This is a genomic window from Rouxiella aceris (genome assembly GCF_012933545.1).
Taxonomy (GTDB): domain Bacteria; phylum Pseudomonadota; class Gammaproteobacteria; order Enterobacterales; family Enterobacteriaceae; genus Rouxiella; species Rouxiella aceris.
In genome coordinates this window covers 419,102-441,882 of the sequence record NZ_JAADJU010000001.1, presented here as the reverse complement: position 1 = coordinate 441,882, position 22,781 = coordinate 419,102, and the positions used below count along the sequence as shown (strand labels likewise).

Genomic DNA, 22,781 nt, shown 5'->3' with positions numbered 1-22,781 from the left:
ACTTTGGAATGTGAATATTGAGAACATGAATCTATCTGAAAATGATTTTAATCACCAAGTGATAAATTGAGAATATAGCAACTTTATGGGTGGCACTATGGTGAAAAACCAAATGCTAATATGAGGGATTTTCATCAATCTTAGATTGAAGTTTATTTGCATTTAATGACATAAAAAGACAATGAGTGCAATTATAACATTGCTAATATTTTACACTGTTGAGTTTTATAAGAGATAAACTTATGAGTTTGACTCATGTCAGTATGCAATAAAACATGATTGAAAATGCAGTAGGCGATGCATAGCTTAAATAATATCTGTTGGCCGTGAGGGGTATTATCCCGATAAGGATAGGCCACCCCCCAGGGGTGAACATGAAAGACCATCCGAAAAAAGTTCCTTGCGCGCTGCGAGTAATTAACTGGGGTAAAACTTCCAATCTGAATACATTAGCTGGTAGGCAATCGCAATGCCTCAAGAACCAGTTGAAAAGCGGGCAAGGCGTGTCGGCGACTGGGGTAATAAAGATGATAACCTGGAACATAGGGGCTCCACTCTTCAAGTACGGCAATTAGCTGACCGGATTCAATGTAAGGCTGAAGAATATCTTCTGGGGCAAATGCTAATCCATATCCCTCGACCGCTGCAGTCAGCATCTGTGGAGAAGTATTGAAAATCATTTGGCCGGAGACCTGAACGTTCAGGCTCTTACCCTCATAAGCGAATTCCCATGCGTACAAGCCACCATGGGTAGCAAGCCGAAGATTGGCACAATTATGTGATATCAATTCATGAGGCGTTTGCGGGGTAGGATGGCGGCTGAAATAATCAGGAGAGCCTACAACAAGCATTCTGTAGTCAGGCGAAATTCGCATGGCAATCATGTCATTGGCTATTTGGCTTCCGTTCCTGACTCCCGCATCAAAGCGCTCGGTGACGATATTGATCAGTCCATACTCAATATTTATCTCAATATTAATATCGGGATATTCCCGCAAAAGCGGTGCCAGCTTGGGCCACAAAATTGTTGTGGCCGCATGGTCATGTGCGCTAATGCGGATAGTCCCCGAAGGTTTTTCGCGCAGCTCAGTTAACGCCGCAAGTTCAGCCTGAATGCCTGAATAATAGGGTGCAAGATTAGAAAGCAGCCTTTCCCCTGCTTCGGTGGGGGCCGCCCCGCGCGTCGTTCGGGTAAGCAGCCGCATGCCCAGACTTTCTTCCAGCGCGTTAATGCTGTGGCTGACAGCAGACTGAGAAATACCTAATTCTGCCGCCGCTTTAGTAAAGCTTTTTTCGCGTGCGACAACGATGAATACCGACAATCCGTTGTAGTTAATCGTAGTCATTATGAATTTACCTCATGCTAGTAATCAAAGTATGCCACTTCTGAGATAGTTGCACATTCTCTACACTCTGTTCTGATTTTCAATTCTTTCTGCATCGTTTGTCGTTGTTGAAATCACCAGAGATGTTATTTATGAGCCAAACCTCAGTCATAGAAGAAACTCGGCAAGCCTCAGTAAAGGCGCAATGGAGCGCGATATTTTCACTTTCATTTAGCGTGATTTGTCTGGTTACAGCGGAGTTGCTGCCTATTAGCCTTCTGACACCGATCGCATCCGCACTTAACATTACTGAAGGTATGGCAGGCCAGGCCGTCACGGCAACTTCAGTTGTAGGAACCATTGCCAGCCTATTCATCGCGGCCGCAACGCGTCGACTCGATCGTCGCCATGTGCTGATGATGTTTAGCCTGTTTTTTATTGCCTCAAATGTGCTGGTCAGTCTTTCAACTCACTACAGCACGCTGATTGCTGGTCGAGTGTTACTGGGCGTTTCTCTCGGCGGCTTTTGGTCGATGGCTGCGGCAATTGCAATGCGATTGGTTCCAGTAACCAAAATCCCTCGCGCGCTTTCCATCATCTTTGGCGGCGTTTCGATTGCGATGGCTATTGCTGCGCCAGTTGGTACCTGGTTAGGTGGTTTGATTGGCTGGCGAGGCGTATTCGGCGTAACGGCGATGCTGGGACTGATCGGCATCCTATGGCAGTGGCGTGTGTTGCCGGAGATGAAACCTAACAGTCAGTCAACTCTGGCGACGCTATTCGGCTTGTTGAAAAGACCGCAATTTGGGGCGGGTATCCTCGGGATGGCGCTGGTCTTTGGTGGGCACTTTGCCTTCTTCACCTACTTACGCCCTTATCTTGAGCATGCAGTAGGCTTTGGCGTCAATGGCGTATCAACACTGCTGTTTTGCTTTGGTGTAGCGAACATTGTCGGAACCTCATTCGCAGGACATATGTTGCGTTACAGCCTGCGTTTAACGCTCGCACTTGTTCCCCTGATCATGGCCCTGCTGGCTGTTGCACTGCTATATGTCGGGCAGTCGACGATCGGTGTTTCAGTTTTCATGGTGCTTTGGGGATTCTTGTTCGGTGCCGTACCTGTTGCCTGGTCAACCTGGGTAACACGTACAGTTTCCGATGAGGCTGAAAGTGGTGGAGGATTGCAAGTCGCAGCGATTCAATTTGCTATCACCTTAGGTGCAGGACTTGGCGGCGTTCTAATCGATCACTCAGGCCCATACGGTGCGGTCATCGGCAGCGCCGTTACTCTGATTATTGCAGCACTATTGATAATAAGCCGGGTTCGCCCACTACCGATCCATTAACTCTTCTTCAGAAGTCGTTATGCACAACAACATGACGGGGAAAGTCATTGTCATTACCGGCGCCAGCAGTGGCGTCGGTGAAGCGACAGCTCGCCTTCTGGCAAGCCAGGGGGCAAAAATCGTATTGGCCGCTTGTCGCGCGGATCGTATTAATGCTCTGGCAAAGGAACTAGAGAAATAAGTGCTTCCGTCTTAAATCATGTGATTGAGGTTTTAGAATGAAATCCAGAAAACTGCGAGAACTCAACGTTTCGGCTATCGGTCTTGGCTGTATGGGATTTAGTCATGGTTATGGTCCCGCGCCCGAACGTGGAGAATCGATCCGACTGATACGCCGCGCCTTTGAAATGGGCTGCAACTTCTTTGACACTGCTGAAGTTTATGGTGCAGGTGACAATGAATCGATTGTCGGTGAAGCACTGAAACCGCTACGCCAGCAAGCCATCCTGGCAACTAAACTGCATATTTCTGATACGCGGGATAAGTCGCTTAAGGCCATTATCACCGCGCATCTTGATGCGTCATTGCAGCGATTACAAACCGACTATATCGATCTCTATTATCAACACCGGGTGAATAAAGATATTCCGGTAGAGGAAGTCGCAGAATGTATGGGGGAGCTTATCAAGGACGGTAAGATTCGCGGTTGGGGCCAATCGCAGGCCACGGAGCAAGAGTTGCGTCGCGCGCATGCCGTAACTCCTTTAACCGCGATTCAAAGTGAGTACTCCATCATGGAAAGAATGTTCGAGAAGGATGTTATTCCAGCTTGCGCTGAGTTGAACATCGGCTTCGTTCCTTTCTCTCCATTGGCCAGCGGATTCCTGAGCGGTAAACATAATGCACAAAGCAAGTTCACTGGCGATGATGTGCGCAAAGGTATTACCCGCTATTACAAAGAAAATATCCTGGCCAATCAGCCGTTAATTGATTTGCTAGATCAATTCGCCAGTCAAAAACAGGCCACTGCCGCACAGATTTCGCTGGCGTGGATGCTGCATAAAAATGATTTTATTGTGCCGATCCCAGGCATGCGTAGTGAAGCACGGTTTAAGGAAAACTTTGGTGCAGCAGATGTTGAACTGACCGCGCCTGAGTTTCAGCAAATCGAGACAGCACTAGCGCAGATTGAAATTTATGGTAATCGCACGGACGAAGATATTGCCAAGTTATATCGATAACAAATCAGTGAGTGCTTAAATCGCGTGATTGGCCGGCATGACCGGCCAATTGATCCTACCCAAGTAATGTGGACACAACCCTAAACGAGATTCTCGTTTTCAAACTGTTCTGGGTTGGTGTAAAAACATTACCGCGCTGCTAGGCTTGCTCAACCCTTCACAATCCCGGAAAACATTCCCGTCCTTGTTCATGATTCTCAATAAAATGGGTCATGAGCGCTTACTGCTGAGTCCCCGCTGATTCAAATCACAATGTGTTAAGCAGCGGGAGCAGAGCATTATCGGAACAGATTCATATCTAGCTTTTTGTGAACCGTCAGAATCACTTCACTCAGGGCATCAAAAATACTGTCTTCATTACGTGCACCCAACTTCGCCCAGGTAGCGCCATCATTACCCCAGTTTTGAGGAATACGGTTTTTCCCTTGCGGATCGAGATCCCAAGTCCACCATGACCAATGTTTACTGGGTTTACCCTGCATGTGTGGAAAAATGTCAGATATAGCCGTGCCGATTATAGCTTCATGTTCTTCGTTCTTACCTTTTCCTGATATCCCAAAATACAAGCCGTTATAATTTGTTCTGTCAAATTCCCAGCACAAAGAATAAACACCATCTGGGCTTAACGGTATGTAAAAACCGGCCCACCGACTCGATGGTTCAACATCAGAGATCTCAATAGCAAAAGGGTAATCAGTAAAGTGATCATTTAAATCAGAAATTAACTCTTTGAATAAATCACGGCGAACCTCACTCATCTGGTTAAAAATCATAAATGCTGATTCTATAGAGTGACTATCCTTGCGGATGATTTCTGACAACTCACGGCTATTATCCATTATGAACTCACCATTAATAGACTGGTTTATATATTTGATCAATGATTCAACAAATATTCTGACCGCACCTGCCCGAACATGCAATAAACACACATTCAGCCATTCGACAACTTCATGCCAGGATATTGTGAGGATATGTTGCTTCAGCATTTCAGGTGTATTGTCAGGAAGAGTCCACTCACCCGGTTCCTGATTGCATAAATAAATTAACTTCCATGGTCTTTCACGTTTGTTCAGCCATAACGCATAATCCCGTAACTGATTTTCCTGATCTACTGCCCATGGCTTATTTTCGATAGCAATAACACCCTCTGAAGACGCGATCAACAGGTCTATCTTTCTTCTGTTTTCAATAGTGACTTCATAATCAACCCTGACGTTATGATGGCAACCTCCGGTAGCTATAGGACTATCGTGTCCACTTTTTTCAATGAGGGAGATAAATCCCTTTAAAAACAGCGCTGACTGCCCATGCGTTTCATCAGGAGAAAGCAAAAATCGCAGATAGCGTGAAAGAGCCAGTTCGTCATTCTTCAGCCAGTCCATAAGGCTGAAATCAGGAGCCAACTCGGCCTGATAGCGTAATTTAGCCAGAGTTGTTACTTCATTCCATCGTGCAACACTATCCAGAAGTGCTGCAGCATGCTGCTCTATGGCATTCATTGTCTTAACCTTTTGGCAAACGATGCTTATCACACTAACGCGGTTCACAATATGAGCAAGTACTAACCAGAAAAGATATGATTAGCATCAAAATAGAATCTTTCCTCCGCCCCTTTCCTGCAATATCCCCGTCGTTCTCCCGCTACAAAGATTCACTCATTCTGAATAGACCCCAGTTTCCTGGACGGTTCCGTGCCTCATAAACCAGGCACTTTCATAAACTGCAGGGGATTGCCCCTCACAGGCACTGTGGCGGCGTTTAGCATTATAAAACATCTCCACATAATCGAAGATATCTGCCTTCGCTTCTTCCTTATTTTTATAGATCCGTTTCTTTATGCGTTCCCGTTTTAGCAACTGGAAAAAGCTTTCTGCCACTGCGTTATTATGGCAATTATCCCGATGACTCATGTTGCTTTTTAATTGTGAGCTGTCATAAAATGCTGACATCTTTCGCTCGTATATTTAGAACACTATCTTAATGGATCAACACCTTGGCCGGTGGTTTGCGTCGCCATACCGCCATCAATAGTGCATCCATCACTAACTCTGCTGTCATTCGCCTTCCTATGCTCCAGCCGATAACCCGCCTTGAGAAGAGATCGAGAACAACGGCCAAATATAACCAGCCTTCACGCGTCCTTATATAGGTCATGTCACTCATCCAATACGTAGGGGCGGGACATCGCGGGTAACTTTATGGGCGGTAATTACGGTAGACTTTTGGTCTTCGGCGTGCTTAATTCTACCTGTTTCCGTGATAGATAATTTTCTTTTCGGTGCCGAAGGACTTTCAACAGCATAGCCTCCGTTCGCGGAAGTTTTATCATTCCGTAATTCGGACACCGGTTGGAGTCGGAGCATGGGAAAGAATTCCTCACGTATATTTTATTCACAAGATTAAATTAGTATAACGTATCTTAAATTTTAAATAATACAATATAATTAACCATTTTAAGCTTATAGTTCAACATTGATAAAATATTTTCTGGCCTTAAAATAATCACTAAAAGTAAACCAATAGACAACAAATTATAAAAAACCAGTTTGTAAGTAGACTAATTAAATTGATGCGTTGTTTTTTACATCTTTTTGCATTAACTTAATTTAAGTAATGTATATATAATTTATAATCGGTTTTATTAAAATTATAAGTTTTTGGCTTACTAAGAATATTGCTGGTGCAATTTTATTTTAGCTGGTAATTATTTCCATTAATTTAGACTATAAAAATGCAAGCTAAAAAATAAAATGGAAGAGGAATTTTCTTGGTAAGGTGATTTTTATATTAATTGATGGTGTTTTTCAGGTCTCTTCACAATAGAACGTAATAACTCCTCTTGTTTTTTCTGGATATTATAATGTCACGCATTAGGTAAAGGAATTCTTTTGCATATTTTTTTACGATAATAACGCTTGCCAGTAATTTTAGAATAATACCACCTATTTATTACAGCAGTATGAATTTACATTATGGATTTAGTGATTCTTAACCCAAAAAAAATTCGACTGTTAAATAAACAGGAAAATATTATGGTGAGTTGGCAACAGAAAATATTTAAATTACCACTATTGTCATCATTAAGCTTAATGCTTTCTTACATTAATGTTGATTTAACGAGATATCAAAAATACGGCAATTATGACGTATTTATTCTTAAGGTTGCCGTTGTTTTTTTTGTTACTTCATTCTGCTGGTGTTTGTTTAGAAAAAAATGGTTTCCATTATTAATTTTCGTTGGTGCTGGTTTTAGTATATTTTTTTATTATTACAATGAATATAATAATTTTTTTCTCCATTATGGTTTTGGATTTTATAATAAAATAACGAATAAGTTTTTTAAAAATGTATTTCAGTGGAGTGCCAGAATCCAAGTAAACAGATGCTATCCTATTGCTTTAGCATAAGTGAATCGAAAAATGGCTTCAGTAGAGATGTAATCTATGACTCAGGAAATGAATTGCCAAGATTAAATTTTGAATGTTCATGTTCATGGGGTCGTGCTTTCGAAAAACTTTCAATACAAAGTACTCCCAGTATTCGATACAATTTCGCCCAGACCGAAGACATTGAAAGAATAAAATTTAACGTTATAGATCTCGGTTCTTCTTATTATGAAGTTGAGTATTTTATTGGCGCATTAGATATTACAATTGCACATAATAAATTTTGCTAGCAGAGTGCGATTTTGCTCATGTAATGCAAGTTTACTTTAATATAAACTATGTATTTTAAGGGGGGGCTAATGAATAGACTGGGTGCTTCTGCAAAATTTAATGTTCATGGTGTTGGTAATGGGATTGCTCGTATTCCCGATATCAGCTTTTGAGAGCATTCTTCGTCGGGTAACCCAACTGACGAAGGGGAGCTGCGATGTGTTTCCCTGGTTTTATGTATAGTTTTACCGCCGGTATGCGATCTTCGTATGAGTACATGGACTATCTCCAAATGGTTCAAGTTTTTGTCCGCACTCCCGTAGGTCACAATTCAATCGGTATTAATAAATGCTCTTGTGTGACTCTGCTGACAGAATGTAAAATCAACCGTACAAACTAGGATTCACTCTCGGGAAAGTAGTATTTAGCTGGGACTAAATTTTGCGGTAGGCCAGGATACCTGAGGGATAAAAATCTTTAATATATTTACCTTATAAAAGGGGTGCAGTTGTGTTGAAGAAGCTGGTAACAGGGCAGCTAAGTCTGCCGATGACATTCTGGGGATGGGGTTTTTGCGGTGGTCTGTTTATCGGTCTTATTGGTTTGGCCGGTATACATACAGGCCACACTTCGATGGTGCCGTTGTCTTACATACTTAAAACAATTCTGTTCAGTGCTGTATTTTCCGGTATTACGTTTATCCTTCGAAAAAAAATCACCGTGTTTGGTGCTCTTGCCTTTTTGGTCGTTTTGATTCAGGTAGTTATGAGCATCGTAATGGTTATAGGACTTTCCTCGTTGCTATATAAATAATCTAGGCGAGAAGGAAAAAACTTCTCACTTGGGGATTCGTTTTCGGATTTTGATGGCCCATAGTCACACCGTGAGCGGAATAATAATCGTACAAAACAGTGGGAGTTAACAGCTGCCCTATTGTTCAGGCCCAAAGGTAATCCCCCCATTTTTAACTGCTCGGATAAGTAGGATCAGTTAAGCGCTCAACGGCAACCATCGACCATATGAAATCCATCTCCCTCAACGCATTATCTTTTTGACATCGTTGCCAGCCGGATTTGTAAAAATAGCGCTGGTGATGACCTGAAAGAGATGATCCTCCTTCGGTGTGAATGCCGGTTGGTCGACGAGCCAACTGAGCGCCGACATTAGGGCGAACAGGTCCTCCCCATCTATATCAGCACGCGCCGTTCCCTCGGCTTGAGCTCGGGCAAGTAATCGCGCCCCCGCAGAATGCAACGCGGTAGTTGAAGCGTAAAGCGCCGAGTCCGGGTCTGTGTGCGCGCTCGCCATCAAGGCACAAACACCACTATAGGTTTGGACGAACGCTAACCCGTCACGAAACCAGGAGATGAGTGCTTCGTCAGGTGGTGCCGTCGTTGCCAGCTCGGCTGCTTTCTGCGTCAGAACGTTCGACTTTGTACATAGCAATGCTTCGAACAGGGCTTCTCGTGTCGGAAAATGTCGCAGCAGAGTGGCCAACCCAACGTCGGCGCGGCGGGCGATATCACGCATAGATGCATTGATGCCGTGCTCGGTGACGACGTCTCGCGCGACGGTAAGCAGGTGGTCATAATTTTTTCTGGCGTCGGCTCTCATAATAGCTCCTTGACAAGCGGATCACTGATCCATATATTCGTATCACTGGTCCAGATAATACCGCAAAGCGTACTATTTGGATAGCATGAACACCACCCAACGAGTGAAGAGGCTGTATATGAGCACTATCAGCATCATAGGATCAGGCGGCATGGCCGCAGCGATCGGAGGTCTTTCTGTCAAGGCTGGGCATACCGTCGAGGTGATAAGTCGCGATACGGTGAAGGCGCGGGCATTGGCTGAGCAGATAGGACAGGGCGCGACGACAGGGTCGTTCCGCGCGGTTCCGGCTGGCGACATCGTCATTTTGGCGGTTCCCTACCTTGCCGTTCTCGACGTGGTAAAGCAGTACAGCGAAGCGCTGGCAGGCAAGATCCTCGTAGATATTACCAACCCCGTTGCCACCGACTACACAAGTTTCGTGACCCCCGACGACAGTTCCGGTGCCCAGGAGATCGCCAGCATTGCTCCTGCCGATGCGCAGGTTGTCAAGGCATTCAACACCTTGTTTTCTCACGTTCTGGCTGCCGGTCCTACCGAGGGCCACCCGTTGGACGTGTTTATTGCTGGTGACAATGGGCAGGCGAAGACACGTGTTTCGGCGTTTATCGAGAGTCTCGGATTGCGCCCGATGGATACAGGACCGCTGTTTATGGCACGTACGCTGGAACACGCCTGTCTACTGTCACTGGGCCTCATTACCCACTCCATCAAGCACAGCAAGTTCTCAATCGGTGTGAGCCTGCTCGGCTGAGTGCCGCGGTACCACAACTTCTCGCATCATATAGTCAACAAGGAGCAGTAACATGCATGTATTCGTCACTGGCGGGACCGGCCATATTGGTTCATACATCATTCCCGAGCTTATCGCTGCTGGTCATGAGGTCACTGGCTTGGCCCGGTCGGATGAGTCTGCGGCAGTGGTAGCCGCGCTGGGTGCCAAGGTTCTTCGCGGGGATATTTCCGACCTCGATGGGCTCAAGGCGGCGGCTGCAGCGTCCGATGGCGTCATCCACGTCGCACACAGGCAAGACCTGCTTCCCTCCGGTGGTCTTGATGCCGTGGCCGCTGCGGAGTTGCAAATTATGCTCGCGTATGGCGAAGCACTGGCCGGAACCGGAAAGCCGCTGGTCGTATCGGGGAGCATTGGTTCGCCAGGGTGGGAAAACCTGGGTCGTCCTGCCACCGAGGAGGACCCAGCCCTTCCCGGCGGCGATGCATATAAGGGCACCTTGCGGGTTCGTAACATTGTGGAACTCACTGTTGTCGGTCTCGCGGAGCGGGGCGTGCGCTCTTCTATCGTGCGGATCCCTACCATTGCGCATAGCACTACCGATGCCGGTTTCCTCCCGCTGCTGATTGCACTTGCGAAGGAAAAAGGCGTCGTCGGTTATCCCGGAGACGGCGCGAACCGCTGGCCGGCGGTGCACAGCCGTGACCTTGCCTCTTTATTTCGACTCGCGCTAGAGAAAGGGTCAGCTGGCAAAAGTTGGCACGGGACTGAGGGCGAGGGGATCCCGTTTCGCGAGATCGCTGAGGCCATTGGCAAACGTTTGGGCCTGCCAGTGGTAAGCATTCCCGCGGACGTGCTAATGATACCGGGATACTTTGGCTTTCTTGCGAATTTGGTCACGCTAGACCTTCCGGCATCCAGCTTTATTACCCGACAGACTCTCGGCTGGGAACCCATACAGCCAGGCCTGCTCGACGACCTCGACAACGGCCACTACTTTCCTGCCAGCTAAGTTGAGCTGAGGCAATAAGTCTGGCGGATGACGCGGTTCGCCGGGCAATCCCCAACCTATGAGGAAACTGCATATGAACACTATCAGCATTATCGGCTCAGGCGGCATGGCTGCAGCGATCGCTGGCCGTACTGCCAAGGCTGGATACACCGTCGAAGTGATCAGCCGTGACCCAGCCAAAGCGCAGACGCTGGCCGACCAACTGGCCGGCGGCGCGATGATCGGGGAATACGGTGCCGTACCTGCGGGCAATATCGTTATCCTCGCCGTACCGTACGCCAGTGCTGCGCGAGTCGTGGCCGATTACGGGAAGGCGCTCGACGGCAAAATTATCATCGACATCAGCAACCCGATTTCCTCTGACGTTACGGGCCTCGTCACCCCTGGCGGCAGTTCTGGTGCGCAGGAAATAGCCAAGTGTGTCCCGGCCAGCGCGCATGTGGTGAAGGCATTTAATACTCTCTTCGGCCACGTACTTGCTCGGACTGTCGCTCTCGACGCATTTATCGCGGCTGACGATCCGCAGGCCAAGGCGCGTGTCTCGACTTTCCTTGAGCGTCTCGGGCTGCGTCCGTTCGATGTCGGTGGCTTGCAGATGGCCCAGACGCTTGAGGCGCTTGGTCTGATGCTTATCGGTGTGGCCAAAAACGGCGCAGGCAGCTGGAACATTGCCTTCAACGTTGATCTCGGCTGAAGTAATAAAAAGGAGGGGTTGCGATAAGTACCCAAGAGCATATCCAGATTGTGAAAGATTTTTTTGCAGCTATGGGCCGTGGCGATAGGCAAACTTTGCTGGCGTTATCTGCCGAAAATCTTGAGTGGATCATTGGGGCGAGGACTGGCTGCTCTTTGGCACGTATCGCGGGCCTCCGAGATTTTGCGAACCTATCGAGATCACAGGGTCGATGACTATAAAATAAGTTCATTAGTTTCAATGTATTAAAACTAATCGTCAATATTATCTGGTTTTCCTGACAATATTTCTGCCGCTCATTCGTCTACCTCATTACAGGCAGTTATCCGCTAATGTAATAATGAGGTAATAAATAATGAGAGATTTTGATATGCGTGGACAGGGTCATGGGCACCACTTTGGTGGTCACCGCATGATAAAACCATTGCTGCTGGGTGTAGCGTTCGCGGCCATACTTGGGTTGTTGGTGATGTCACTGTGGAATGCTATTTTGCCAGCAGTCATCGGTGTGAAAAGCATTGGCTTCTGGCAGGCTTTGGGTGGCCTGGTGTTGTGCCGTATCTTATTTGGCGGCTTGGGTTTTCATCCGGGAATGATTGGCATGGCGCGTCACCGTATGCATAAACGTTGGATGCAATTGACACCGGAACAACGTGAAGAGTTTATGCAGCACCGCCGTAAACACTTTGGTCACCGTGGGCACTGCCAGCCTTGTGACTGGCGTGGACGTCGCGATGACAAAGACGACAGCCAGCCACAGGCAGACAACAGCGCGACAAAATCCACAGACGCCGAGTAATTGTGATGCCGCAGGATTCACTGCTAATGTCAGCGATCAACGCATGCCGGACAACGTTAAAAGCGTTTATCCGCGGCCGAACATCGGTGCGCGCTGACGCTGACGACATATTGCAGGAAGTCACCTATAAGCTGATGCTGGTGGAGCAGCCGGTGGAAAATGTCGCCGCCTGGCTGTTCCGTGCTGCACGCAACGAAATGATCGATCGCTCACGTAAAAAGCGTGAACTGTCGTTAGCCGACTTTTTTAGCGACGACGAGGAGAATGGCCCGGAAGACGAACTGGCAGAAACGCTTTTTGGTGTAGCACAAACGCCGGAGGATGAATATCTCAAAGCGCTGCTGTGGGAGGAGTTGGAGGCGGCGTTAGCTGAACTTCCGGCAGCACAGTGCGAAGTGTTTGAGAAAACGGAACTGTTGGGTTACAGCTATAATGAACTGGCGGAAGAAACCGGCACCAGTGTTCAGACCTTATTATCGCGCAAGCACAAGGCAGTACTCTTTCTGCGCACACGGCTGCACAGTCTGTATGATGAATTAACCGAAGATTGAAATCATCACCAGATCGCCCAACCGGCGGTCTGGCTGGTCTATGTTACCCCACGGCTTGTTCTTGCTGCGAATGTGAAAATTACCCCCCCCCCTCGGTCTAACTCCCTGATTATCTTGAACTGGTTTTCTGTGGCTCGCTGTATGATTCAAAGATAACAATGGATAAGCCACATGGTGTCTTGTGCATTGGCTTCCGGCGATAGTCATCTCTATTGGCATCAATGCAACCCCCCAGGCGATCCTTCCGACCACTAATTAGTGGATCTATCCCTTGTCCGCAATGTGACCTCCGTCAAATCCAGTAGAAAACAAGCTATGTATACTAGAATGGTAGTCTACATTTTACCGTGTTTAGCAAAGAGAGTGACAGGCATGCAAATGACAATGCGTTGGTTTGGTCCCGAAGAAGACAAGATCCCACTTGAGCACATCAGGCAAGTGCCGGGGGTAACGGGTGTTGTCGGGGCGCTTTACGATGTGCCGGTGGGTGAAGTCTGGCCCAAAGAGAAAATCAAGGCATTGATAGAACAGGCCCACAATGCCGGGCTAACCATGGAGGTAATTGAAAGCGTCAATATTCATGATGATATCAAAATCGGTTTGCCCTCACGTGAACGCTATATTGCCAACTACCAGCAAACTATCCGTAACCTGGCCGATTTTGGTGTAAAGGTCATTTGCTACAACTTTATGCCAGTGTTTGACTGGATGAAAACCGACATGAACTATGTGCTGCCCGATGGCTCATTGACCATGGCGTTTGAAAAAGCCGGTATCGATAAAAGTCTCGATGAAGTGGTTAAAGAGGTTCTGGAAAACTCCAATGGTTTTGCCTTACCCGGTTGGGAACCTGAACGCCTGGCAAAAGTGCAGGAATTGTTTGCCAAATACCAGGACGTTGACGATGCGCTGCTGCGGGAAAATCTGGCGTATTTCCTCCGAGCCATTATCCCGGTTTGTGAGGAAGTCGGCGTTAAGATGGCAATCCATCCCGATGATCCTCCGTATTCAATTTTTGGTTTACCGCGGGTGGTTAAAAACCGCGACGACTTGGACTGGATCTGTAATGCCGTTGACTCTGAGGCCAATGGTCTGACGTTGTGCACCGGATCTATCGCCGAGGATCCTGAAAATGATGTCTATGCCATCCTGAAAGAGTTCTCCAGCCGTAAGCGTATTCACTTTGCCCATGTGCGAAATATCAAGATTATCAAGGATAAGGATTTCTACGAATCTGCCCATCCTACGCAATATGGCTCATTGAATATGCTTAAGGTGATTAAATCACTGCACGACAATGGCTTTGACGGTTATATCAGACCTGACCATGGGCGTTTTATCTGGGGAGAGACCGGCAGGCCCGGTTACGGACTTTATGACCGTGCCCTGGGGGTAACCTACCTTCTCGGATTATGGGAAGCCGTTAGTCAACACTAATCTCACCTGGCGGAGCATGGCTCCGCCATCTCGTTGTGCCCGATTATCACTACAGCTACATAATATCTGAGGATAACGATGTCACCTTTCTTATCACTCTTTTGGGTGCTGACAGGTATCGCGCTATTGGTGGTACTGAACCTAAAATACAAGTTCCACAATATTTTTTCTCTGCTTATTGCCGGCGTATTTGTTGCTATTATGGTCGGTATTCCGCTAAATAAAATTGTTTCCACAATACAGCTAGGAATTGGCGGTATTATGGGGCATTTGGCGCTGATTATTATTTTCGGTGCCGTTATCGGTAAGTTTATGACAGAGTCGGGTGCCAGCCAAAAAATAGCCGATACAGTTATTTATCATTGCGGTACCCGCTTTCTTTCAGTTGGTCTTATTTTTATTGGTGTGATATTTGGTATTGCAATGTTTTATGAGGTGGCATTTCTTATTGCCATGCCACTGGTGATGAATATTGCCAAAAAAGCCAATATCCCCTATATGAAGCTGGTGATACCAACGGTGGTGGGAGCCACTATGGGGCACAGCCTGTTTCCCCCTCAGCCTGGGCCGGTGGCGTTAATCAGCGCATTTAATGCAGATATCGTGCAGGTTTACCTCTATGGCGTGCTGGTTATTCTGCCTGCGCTGTTCTGTGCCGGTATCTTGTTGCCCAAATTTCTGCCTGGCATCAATAATATGCCGCTTAATTCAATGATTAAACCCATTGAAGAGCTTGCAGTGAAGGATCTGCCTTCGTTCAAAATCAGTATTATGATCCCCTTGATACCTGCCGTGCTGATGATTTTGGCTTCGGTGGTCAAACCGCTTGCGGGTAATAAATCTGAACTCACGCACGTCTGTGAACTGCTGGGCAGCGCAGAAATCAGTATGTTCCTCGCCACCTGCGCCGCGATGTGGTTTCTCGGCGTTAAGCGCGGATTGACGCCGGAAGGCATCACCAAAAATGTCAGTCTGGCGATTGCTCAAATCGCCAATGTGCTATTTGTTATAAGTGCCGGTGGTATTCTCAAACAAGTAATTATTGACTCAGACGTGGGTGACAGCATTGTTCATGTGATGAGTAATGTTCCGTTCTCGCCATTTATCGTCGCCTGGCTTATCACTGCCGTGATCCGTATTTTAACCGGGCAGGGTGCTGTTGCCGCAATTACCTCGGCAGGCATAGTGGCACCGATGGTGGGGGCATTTAATCTTAATCCGGCATTGATGGTTCTTGCCGTAGCCTGTGGCAGTAATACCATTACGCTGATGTACGACGGTGGCTTTCTGTTGTTTAAAGAGACCTTTGGTATTTCAATGAAGGATACCTTTAAGACCTGGGGGTTACTGGAGTTGATCAACTCGGTTGTTGGTTTGGGTATGGTGATACTTATCAGTCATTTTATCTGAGATATTTCGGAGCAAAGTGGCAGCAATGTCACTTTACCGGACTCGATATGTATGCGGTTCATCATCAACGCGATAACTTCACTGAAGTTGAGAGAAGCCTGGCATTTTCTTAGGCGCAATAGCCTCGGGTGCCACTCAATCAGAATTTTGGTCTTCATACAGCACATTTTCGCCTGTATGTAAGGCACTAAAACAAGGTATGCACAATGAACATGCCACAGCGTGCGGATCGAGAGGGGCTGGGGTCTCCAGAGCTGTTCGTTCAGACAGCGGCAGAGCGGGAAGCCGCCGCCGTTCAGGAGTCAGCAGTGATCGACTCTCTCTTATTCGGCATGGGCTTCGGGCTTGTTGTTCCACTCACTGCTTAGTGTTTTCCCAACACTCACTGCTTAGTGTTTTCCCAACACTCACTTTCAAGGTTTTTTCATCAACGGAACCAGAACAACGGTAATCAAAAAGCCAACCAGCAGCAGATAGAATGCATCTGAAAATGCCATGGTCCTGGCTTCGTTTAGCACCATGATAGAGAGAGAGTGCAGCGAAATCGACTGTGCATGCTCTGCTGAGAAACCCTGGCTGAGCATACGTTGGGCGCCCGCATTAAGCAGATTGCTTACCGCCGGGTCGCTGGCCGTTAGGTGATCCGCCAGACGGTTATAGTGCATATTGGTACGGTTATTAATTATTGTGCCGCAAAGGGCAATACCTATCGCGCCACCGAGATTACGCATCAGGTTGAACAGGCCGGAGGCCAGTTTCATACGCTGTGGAGGAATGCTACCGAGAGTCAGCGTCACTGCGGGTGCGATGGCAAACTGCTGGGCGATACCCCGCAGCGCCTGGGGAAGCAGCAACTGATCGGCTCCCCAGTCGTGGGTAATCGGGGTGAAAAAGTACATCGACAGGGCGAATCCTGCCATGCCGGTCATCAGCAACCAGCGTAAATCTACCCGATTAGCCAGCCACGAATAGATTGGAATAGAAAGGATCTGGAACACGCCGGTGGAAAAAATAGTCAGGCCAATATCCAGAGCGCTGAAGCCTCGCACAGTGCCAAGAAACAGTGGCGTCATATAGATGGTCGCAAAGATCCCCAGACCGGCCATAAAAGAGAAAAAACAGCCCAGTGCAAAGGTTCGGTCTTTTAGGGCATAAAGATCCATCACCGGCTGCGGATGATAAAGTGTACGCAGAATAAAAAACAGGCCACTTAATGCGGCTATGCAGCCAGTGAGCATGATAGTGGCATCATCAAACCAGCCCCAGCGCGGGCCTTCCTCAAGGGTGTATTCCAGGCATCCCAGTGAAACGGCCAGCAACAGAATGCTCAGATAGTCGGCGCTTTTCAGCAGACGAAAGTCGGGTTTATCAATTCTGACTAAAACAGGGACCGCAATGGCGATATACAGCCCCGGCAGCAGGTTGATAAAAAATAGCCAGTGCCAGCTAAAATTATCGGTTATCCAGCCACCCACCGTCGGACCCAGGGTCGGCGCCAGCGAAGCAATACCGCCGATGGTCGCTGCGGCGATCACCCGCTGCTTGCCCTGATAGAACGCAAATGCGGTGGTGAACACTAGCGGGATCATTGACCCGCCAAAAAATCCCTGCAATGCGCGAAAGGCGATCATGCTTTGAATATCCCATGCCCATCCGCACAGTAAACTCATTAGCGTAAAGCCGGTCGCAGAAATGCAAAACAGCCAGTGCGTTGACATTACCCGCGCCAGCCAGCCGGAAAGGGGAATAATGATGATTTCGGCAATCAGATAGCTGGTCTGTACCCACACTGTTTCATCCTGGCCGGCAGAAAGGCCGCCGCCGATATCCTTTAGTGAGGCCGACACTATTTGAATATCAATCAGCGCGATAAACATGCCCAGACACATGGTGGCAAAGGCGATGATCTTCTGCCGTGATGGCATAGCGTCCGGGGAGCGGTCGCTGGTGGCGTGAGTGGCACTCATTGTCTGCCATTCTCATTGACTGTGGCTTGTACCGAAAGACCGGGGCGTAACAGGTCAGATATCGAGTTGGTCTCATCAAGTTCAATGCGCACGGGAACGCGTTGAACAATTTTGGTGAAGTTTCCGGTGGCATTTTCAGCCGGGAGAATACTGAACTGTGCGCCGGTTGCTGGCGACAAACTTCCCACCCGGCCATGGAACGTCTTGCCGGAGAGCACGTCGGCGACAATTTCTACCGGTTGTCCCGGTTGCATGCGCGCCAGTTGGTTCTCCTTGAAGTTGGCATCAACCCATAGTCCCTGCGAAGAGACCAGGGAAAATAGCTGTGTGCCGCCATCCACGTAGGAACCGATCCAGATATGGCGATTACCCACCACGCCGTCAAAGGGGGCGCGGATCTCGGTATAGGAGAGATTTAATTTATCCTGCTTTTCACTGGCGCGCGCCTGAGTCAGCGCTGCCAGGGTCTGTTTTTCATGGGCATCCAGGACTGCCAGTTGCCGCTGTGCTGCCAGGTAATCGGCTTTGGCCTTGTCTTCATCAGCCTTTGCTCCGCGATAGTCGGCACGGGCATTGTCTTTAACCTGTTGCGAAATAGCCTGCGCGCTGGCAAGAGAATCATAGCGTCGACTATCGCCAGCGGCCTTGGCGGTGCCCGCTCCTGCGGCGTCAACGGCGGCTTTCATTCCCTCGATGGTGGCGAGCTGCAACTGCCGTGACGCAGTGATATTTTCCAGTGCAGCCTGCTGCGCGGCGATCTCTCCCTGCGTTTTCTCCAGGGCGGTACGATAATCACGATCGTCAAGGCGCACCAGTAGGTCACCCTTGTTGACGCGGGTGTTATCTTTCACGGCTATCTCATTGATATATCCAGAGACCTTGGTCGATATCACACTGATATTGCCGCCGACGTAAGCATCATCGGTGGTCTGCATAAAACGTGCAATTTGCCACCAGTAAATGCCGTAACCGGCGATCGCCAAAAAGGACACCAGCAGCGCCAGTACAATTGCGGGGCGTTGCATAAACTTGCCCGTCGTGCGGCCTTGCGGTTCAGCATTAGAAACACTCATGCATTGTTATCCTTGCTTTTCCGGTGGGGTAAATTTCAAAGGCTCAACACCGGCTTTTTTCTGGCTAAGATAAGCGTGGCGGTAGCGGATAATCGGGTCAGCAGCAGGGCCGGGCACCAGCGAGTAAGCTTCTGGAACGACAACCTCGCCAGTAGCGGCATCGACCATAGCCGTTCGCAGCGGGCGATGGGTTTCCGTTTCCACCAGTTGTAGCTGCGGTCCTTCAGGAGAGAAGTGTTCGGTTCCCCAGACTGCCAGCGCCAACAGCACAGGGCGGAAATCTTTGCCTTTTTGCGTGAGTTGATATTCATAGCGGGGCGGAGAGAGACTGTACTTCACCTTCTCCAGCAATCCGTCGTCAATCAGGTCTTTCAATCTGCGGGAAAGAATATTGGGGGCGATGCCGCAGCTTTTTTGAAACTCATCAAAGCGGGTAAAGCCTGCGGTGATATCCCTGAGGATCATCACCGACCAACTGTCGCCAATGCGTCCCAGACTGCGGGCAATCGGACAGGAGGTTTCATATAAGGGCGTATTTTTCATCTTGCGGTCTCATTTTGGCAGGGCATGGAGTCATCCTCTACCAGTGGCTTTCATTTTGCAAGTCATAGTTACTTGCAAAATGAAAGTTATAATGCGGGCGACAGTATTGGTCAGGGGGAAACGCCTAAAGTGAGGGCTGACGGAGTACTGAATGCTGATATTTTTAAATGAGTTAAGCCAGGTGGCGTGTTGATGGGGCTTGGTTAACAGAAGATTATGGTGAAATGGAAAAATGCAGCGGACGCTGCCTGGGGGAGATTTTATGGGATCCTGCCACCCAAGCCCGTAACCGGTAGACTTACATCAATTCACTGGATTGCGCGCAAATCAGCTTTCTTAACCATTGTTGGGCACTGCTGTCATTGGATCGACGGTGCCAGAACAGATGCACGGGGATCTCCGGCATATCTAACGGCGGGCTAAGCATAACAATGCTTCCATCCGTTTCGCTGACTACTACGCTTCGCTTCAGAACTGTCGCAATATAATTGGTCTGCTGAACCACTCTGGCGACGGCAGACATGGTGGGCAGCGTCAGGCGAAGTTCGCGGGTCAATCCCATCTCCCTGAGCCGCTCATCAACCTGGCCATAGTGATTACCTTCCGGCGAGACCAATATATGACTCATACTGAGATAGCGATCTAACGTCATCCCACTTCTGGCGGCTTCACTATCACTGCGAACCAGGGTGACAAATTCATCACTGAAAAGTGGCGTCGATAATATTCTGTTTTCAGCTTGCGTCGGTGGGATGCCGATTACCAGGTCGATTTTTCCGCTATCGAGCATGGCAACGGCCTCATCGCGATCGACATAGGCTTGCACATGGATCGTCACCCCCGGTGCCTGCTGATTAATGGCTTTCATAATCGAGGGCAGTAATACCATCATTGGGTATTCCGACATGCCCAGCGTGAATGACATGGTTCTGTTCTGCGGGGAGAATTGTTCATCTGTAACCAACAGGTTTGTCAGTTCGTTCAGGGCTTTGGCAACGTGCAGGCCAATCTCTTTTGCCCGGGCGGTTGGCAGCAGTCCTGCTGCGCTGCGAATAAACAGCGGATCGGCAAAATGCGTTCGCAAGCGAGAAAGTGCCGCGCTCATCGCTGGCTGGCTAACAGCGGCCCTGGTGGCGGCGCGGGTCACATTCCGTTCTTCCATCAGTGCATCAAAAGCCACCAGAAGATTGAGATCAAGCCCCCTAAAATCCATAAAGTGTATATTCCTCTATATTCATTTCTTATTTCAATAACTGCTGATGCCAATGTAATACTTGCTGCGTACTTCAGATTAACCACATTAAATGTTATCAGCCAGAGGAATATAACAATGCCCGACAATAACGAAATGGCAAATCGTCTTATAGCGGAACGTAAGGCCGTTGAAAAAATTTATCAGGCATTTAGCGAGAAAAATCCTGAGTTAATTTATGAGGCGGTAACGCCAGACTGGAATGATATTCCCCTTGCTCCAGGTCAGGCACCGGGTCCTGAAGGGCTAAAGCCGATTATTGAAGGGTTCGCTGCAGCCTTTCCTGATGTGCAGATCGTCATTCATGACCTGATACAGGTACCTGGGCAGATTGCAGTCCGCGCAGAAATTACCGGTACCCATAAAGGAAATTTTATGGGTATTGAGCCTACCGGTAAATTTGTCAGCATCCGCTTACATGAAATTCATCAGCTTAACGGCGAGCGTATTACGACCACCTGGCATCTGGAAGACTGGTTTGGTCTGTTTATGCAATTAGGTCAGTTTCCTCCAGCTGCTTAAAGGCGTGCCAACCGACGATAATAAGACGGCGCCAGTATCGAACAAAGCGCCGTCTTACTTTTGCCCATTTTCCGTTATGGATAGACTAGTGGGTAATTTCTTGCGCCAACCGAGCGGATTGACTCCCCCTTATTCGGCAATCCAGACTGCATGCTGGCCAGGCGTATTACCCTGAGTCCAGTAGGCCGCTTTATAATTTTTACCTTGGTAACTGACATGAGCGCCGCCGCTATAGGCCTTGGATGGACTCCACTCAGAGCGATAGTTGGGATCGGCAAAATTCCAGGCATTGCTGTTGGCGGGTCTTTCATTGGTCCAATATTTAGCAATATATTTGACACCCTCGTAGGTGACCTTGTTGCCAGCAACGTAGGTGGTACCCTGTTTCCAGGCTGGGTACTCCGCGTCAGCAGGGATCTCCGGTTTGTTATTAGCCGCTTTCACCGTTACCGTCACACGACGCGCGTCTTGAGTGCCATCTTTCCCGGTAACCGTCAGTTCATAGACGGCTGTTCCAACTTTATTGGCCGGGACCAATGCGCGAGCCTTGGCCTGTTTCACCTCGCGCAGCCAGATGCCACCCTGCTTTTCCTGTAGCCAGAAATCACCCGCACCCTGCACAATTTTCCAGCTGTAAGATTGGGCATTTTTGCTGTCGGAACCATCCAGTGGGTAGCCAGCCGAACTGGAGGACTGTGTTACTGTAAAGTCTGCGGGAACAACGGCAACCGGCTTAATAACGCCTGGCCCCGGATTATTACTATCATTAAATGTCCCACCGGCACTCATTGTCACTTCTGCCGGGTAAGGGCCGGTTTTATCATAGGTTGCACAGGTGTTGGCCGTGGTTCCGGAAACATAACTGTGCCACGGCGAGGATGAGTTGGAATAAACACCTGAGACAGCGCTGTAGTTAACCACAAAATTGGTGCGTTGCGCGCAGGTAAGCCCGCCATTTTGAAACCATTCTGCCCAGCCAATGATACTTGGCACTATGTCTGACCAACGAGCAGGAACCTTGATTTCCCCGATAGTTGTTTGCTCGCCGGTTGTTTGATCGGTGACTATGCCTTTCCAGGTGGCAAGGCTTTGCTTAGCGTCCAGATTTATACGCTTAACATTAAAAGTATATTTATGGCCAATTTCCCAATCATAAGGAATATGGCAGCTCATGCCGGTATCCGGATTAGTCGAGTCGGCGCCACCTTTACAAGAAGAAAAACTACTTTGTGTGCCTTTGCCAAAGACGCTGAATAGAGCCGTTTTGCCGTAGTGACCGTTTGGTTGCAGACCAAAATAGAATGCCCCCTCACTCATAAACCATCCTTGATAGGCCCAGTACCAGGGCGCGGTGTCGCTGGTCATCTCTTGTACCTCCATCGTCGCCGACACTGAACTCAGGGAGTTACTGGCCTTCATATTGGGATGGGTAGCGAAATAGATGGTTGGGGTAGCGGTAGTCCCCTGATCGTTATGGGCCATGGCGGCAGGCATGCCTGTGGCCATGAGTGACATGGCGATTAATATTCTCAGTGGTTTTATTTTAATTTTCATAATAATCCTTTAAATAGAGATTTCCTGGCGGGGGAGTGTTAATTCCAATGAATGGAATATTTACTGCATTGCTTTTTTGCTTAGATAATATAATCAAAATACCGCAAGA

Annotated in this window: 20 protein-coding genes and 2 pseudogenes; 13 read left to right on the top strand and 9 right to left on the bottom strand. The window is 48.4% G+C overall.

Annotated elements, in window-relative coordinates; translation table 11 throughout:
• Window positions 1-449: 449 nt before the first annotated feature.
• Window positions 450-1,346, bottom strand: coding sequence for a LysR family transcriptional regulator (locus GW590_RS01970; protein WP_169401333.1), 897 nt, complete (start codon window positions 1,344-1,346; stop codon window positions 450-452).
• Window positions 1,347-1,477: 131 nt separating this feature from the next.
• Between GW590_RS01970 and GW590_RS01965 the strand changes: the two genes are divergently transcribed.
• The 3 genes and pseudogenes from GW590_RS01965 to GW590_RS01955 all read left to right on the top strand — a co-directional run bounded on the left by GW590_RS01965 (window position 1,478) and on the right by GW590_RS01955 (window position 3,852).
• Window positions 1,478-2,671, top strand: coding sequence for an MFS transporter (locus GW590_RS01965; RefSeq protein ID WP_169401332.1), 1,194 nt, complete (start codon window positions 1,478-1,480; stop codon window positions 2,669-2,671).
• A gap of 19 nt (window positions 2,672-2,690) precedes the next feature.
• Window positions 2,691-2,843: pseudogene (locus GW590_RS01960) on the top strand (SDR family NAD(P)-dependent oxidoreductase); the annotation flags it as partial.
• Window positions 2,844-2,889: 46 nt separating this feature from the next.
• The gene (locus GW590_RS01955) at window positions 2,890-3,852 is read left to right on the top strand and encodes an aldo/keto reductase (RefSeq protein ID WP_169401331.1); all 963 of its coding nucleotides are present in this window, start codon (window positions 2,890-2,892) and stop codon (window positions 3,850-3,852) included.
• A 278-nt stretch (window positions 3,853-4,130) separates the two neighbouring features.
• Here the strand turns inward: GW590_RS01955 and GW590_RS01950 are convergent, their stop codons facing one another.
• Together GW590_RS01950 and GW590_RS01945 are read right to left on the bottom strand one after the other, a co-directional pair.
• Window positions 4,131-5,354, bottom strand: coding sequence for a PDDEXK-like family protein (locus tag GW590_RS01950; protein WP_169401330.1), 1,224 nt, complete (start codon window positions 5,352-5,354; stop codon window positions 4,131-4,133).
• Between the two features lie 156 nt (window positions 5,355-5,510).
• A pseudogene (locus tag GW590_RS01945) lies at window positions 5,511-6,036 on the bottom strand (IS3 family transposase); the annotation flags it as partial.
• 791 nt (window positions 6,037-6,827) lie between these two features.
• Between GW590_RS01945 and GW590_RS01940 the strand changes: the two are divergent.
• Complete coding sequence (locus GW590_RS01940; protein ID WP_169401329.1) at window positions 6,828-7,262, top strand: hypothetical protein; 435 nt, start codon at window positions 6,828-6,830, stop codon at window positions 7,260-7,262.
• A 759-nt stretch (window positions 7,263-8,021) separates the two neighbouring features.
• A complete protein-coding gene (locus GW590_RS01935; RefSeq protein WP_169401328.1) occupies window positions 8,022-8,324 on the top strand; it encodes a hypothetical protein in 303 nt (100 codons plus the stop codon).
• Window positions 8,325-8,546: 222 nt separating this feature from the next.
• Here GW590_RS01935 and GW590_RS01930 read toward each other — a convergent pair whose 3' ends face one another.
• Window positions 8,547-9,125 carry a TetR/AcrR family transcriptional regulator gene (locus GW590_RS01930; protein WP_169401327.1) on the bottom strand — a complete coding sequence of 193 codons (579 nt, stop codon included), beginning with the start codon at window positions 9,123-9,125 and terminating at the stop codon, window positions 8,547-8,549.
• 85 nt (window positions 9,126-9,210) lie between these two features.
• Here GW590_RS01930 and GW590_RS01925 point away from each other — a divergent pair, with 85 nt between their 5' ends.
• The 7 genes from GW590_RS01925 to GW590_RS01895 all read left to right on the top strand — a co-directional run bounded on the left by GW590_RS01925 (window position 9,211) and on the right by GW590_RS01895 (window position 15,761).
• A complete protein-coding gene (locus tag GW590_RS01925) occupies window positions 9,211-9,879 on the top strand; it encodes an NADPH-dependent F420 reductase (RefSeq protein WP_169401326.1) in 669 nt (222 codons plus the stop codon).
• Between the two features lie 52 nt (window positions 9,880-9,931).
• Window positions 9,932-10,870 (top strand): SDR family oxidoreductase, encoded by a 939-nt coding sequence (locus tag GW590_RS01920; protein WP_169401325.1) that lies wholly within the window; start codon window positions 9,932-9,934, stop codon window positions 10,868-10,870.
• A gap of 73 nt (window positions 10,871-10,943) precedes the next feature.
• A complete protein-coding gene (locus GW590_RS01915) occupies window positions 10,944-11,564 on the top strand; it encodes an NADPH-dependent F420 reductase (RefSeq protein WP_169401324.1) in 621 nt (206 codons plus the stop codon).
• 355 nt (window positions 11,565-11,919) lie between these two features.
• On the top strand, window positions 11,920-12,363 hold the full coding sequence (locus tag GW590_RS01910; protein ID WP_169401323.1) for a hypothetical protein: 444 nt from the start codon (window positions 11,920-11,922) through the stop codon (window positions 12,361-12,363).
• Between the two features lie 5 nt (window positions 12,364-12,368).
• Window positions 12,369-12,914: an RNA polymerase sigma factor gene (locus GW590_RS01905; RefSeq protein ID WP_169401322.1), complete on the top strand. Its 546-nt coding sequence runs from the start codon at window positions 12,369-12,371 to the stop codon at window positions 12,912-12,914.
• A 372-nt stretch (window positions 12,915-13,286) separates the two neighbouring features.
• Complete coding sequence (gene uxuA / locus GW590_RS01900; RefSeq protein WP_169401321.1) at window positions 13,287-14,351, top strand: mannonate dehydratase; 1,065 nt, start codon at window positions 13,287-13,289, stop codon at window positions 14,349-14,351.
• Window positions 14,352-14,429: 78 nt separating this feature from the next.
• Window positions 14,430-15,761 carry a gluconate:H+ symporter gene (locus GW590_RS01895; protein ID WP_169401320.1) on the top strand — a complete coding sequence of 444 codons (1,332 nt, stop codon included), beginning with the start codon at window positions 14,430-14,432 and terminating at the stop codon, window positions 15,759-15,761.
• 413 nt (window positions 15,762-16,174) lie between these two features.
• On the opposite strand, the gene GW590_RS01890 is transcribed toward GW590_RS01895, so the two are convergent.
• The 4 genes from GW590_RS01890 to GW590_RS01875 form a co-directional block, all read right to left on the bottom strand.
• The gene (locus tag GW590_RS01890) at window positions 16,175-17,728 is read right to left on the bottom strand and encodes a DHA2 family efflux MFS transporter permease subunit (protein WP_235955829.1); all 1,554 of its coding nucleotides are present in this window, start codon (window positions 17,726-17,728) and stop codon (window positions 16,175-16,177) included.
• Entirely contained in the window at window positions 17,725-18,753 is a 1,029-nt protein-coding gene (locus GW590_RS01885) for an HlyD family secretion protein (RefSeq protein WP_169401647.1), read from the bottom strand. Before GW590_RS01885 ends, GW590_RS01890 begins: the two co-directional genes overlap by 4 nt.
• Before the next feature lie 54 nt (window positions 18,754-18,807).
• On the bottom strand, window positions 18,808-19,344 hold the full coding sequence (locus tag GW590_RS01880; protein WP_169401319.1) for a winged helix-turn-helix transcriptional regulator: 537 nt from the start codon (window positions 19,342-19,344) through the stop codon (window positions 18,808-18,810).
• Between the two features lie 298 nt (window positions 19,345-19,642).
• Window positions 19,643-20,557 carry a LysR family transcriptional regulator gene (locus tag GW590_RS01875; protein ID WP_169401318.1) on the bottom strand — a complete coding sequence of 305 codons (915 nt, stop codon included), beginning with the start codon at window positions 20,555-20,557 and terminating at the stop codon, window positions 19,643-19,645.
• A 117-nt stretch (window positions 20,558-20,674) separates the two neighbouring features.
• Between GW590_RS01875 and GW590_RS01870 the strand changes: the two genes are divergently transcribed.
• Complete coding sequence (locus GW590_RS01870; protein WP_169401317.1) at window positions 20,675-21,118, top strand: ester cyclase; 444 nt, start codon at window positions 20,675-20,677, stop codon at window positions 21,116-21,118.
• Between the two features lie 129 nt (window positions 21,119-21,247).
• On the opposite strand, the gene GW590_RS01865 is transcribed toward GW590_RS01870, so the two are convergent.
• Window positions 21,248-22,672, bottom strand: a complete 1,425-nt coding sequence (locus GW590_RS01865) for a carbohydrate-binding protein (RefSeq protein ID WP_169401316.1) — start codon at window positions 22,670-22,672, stop codon at window positions 21,248-21,250.
• Between the last annotated feature and the right edge of the window lie 109 nt (window positions 22,673-22,781).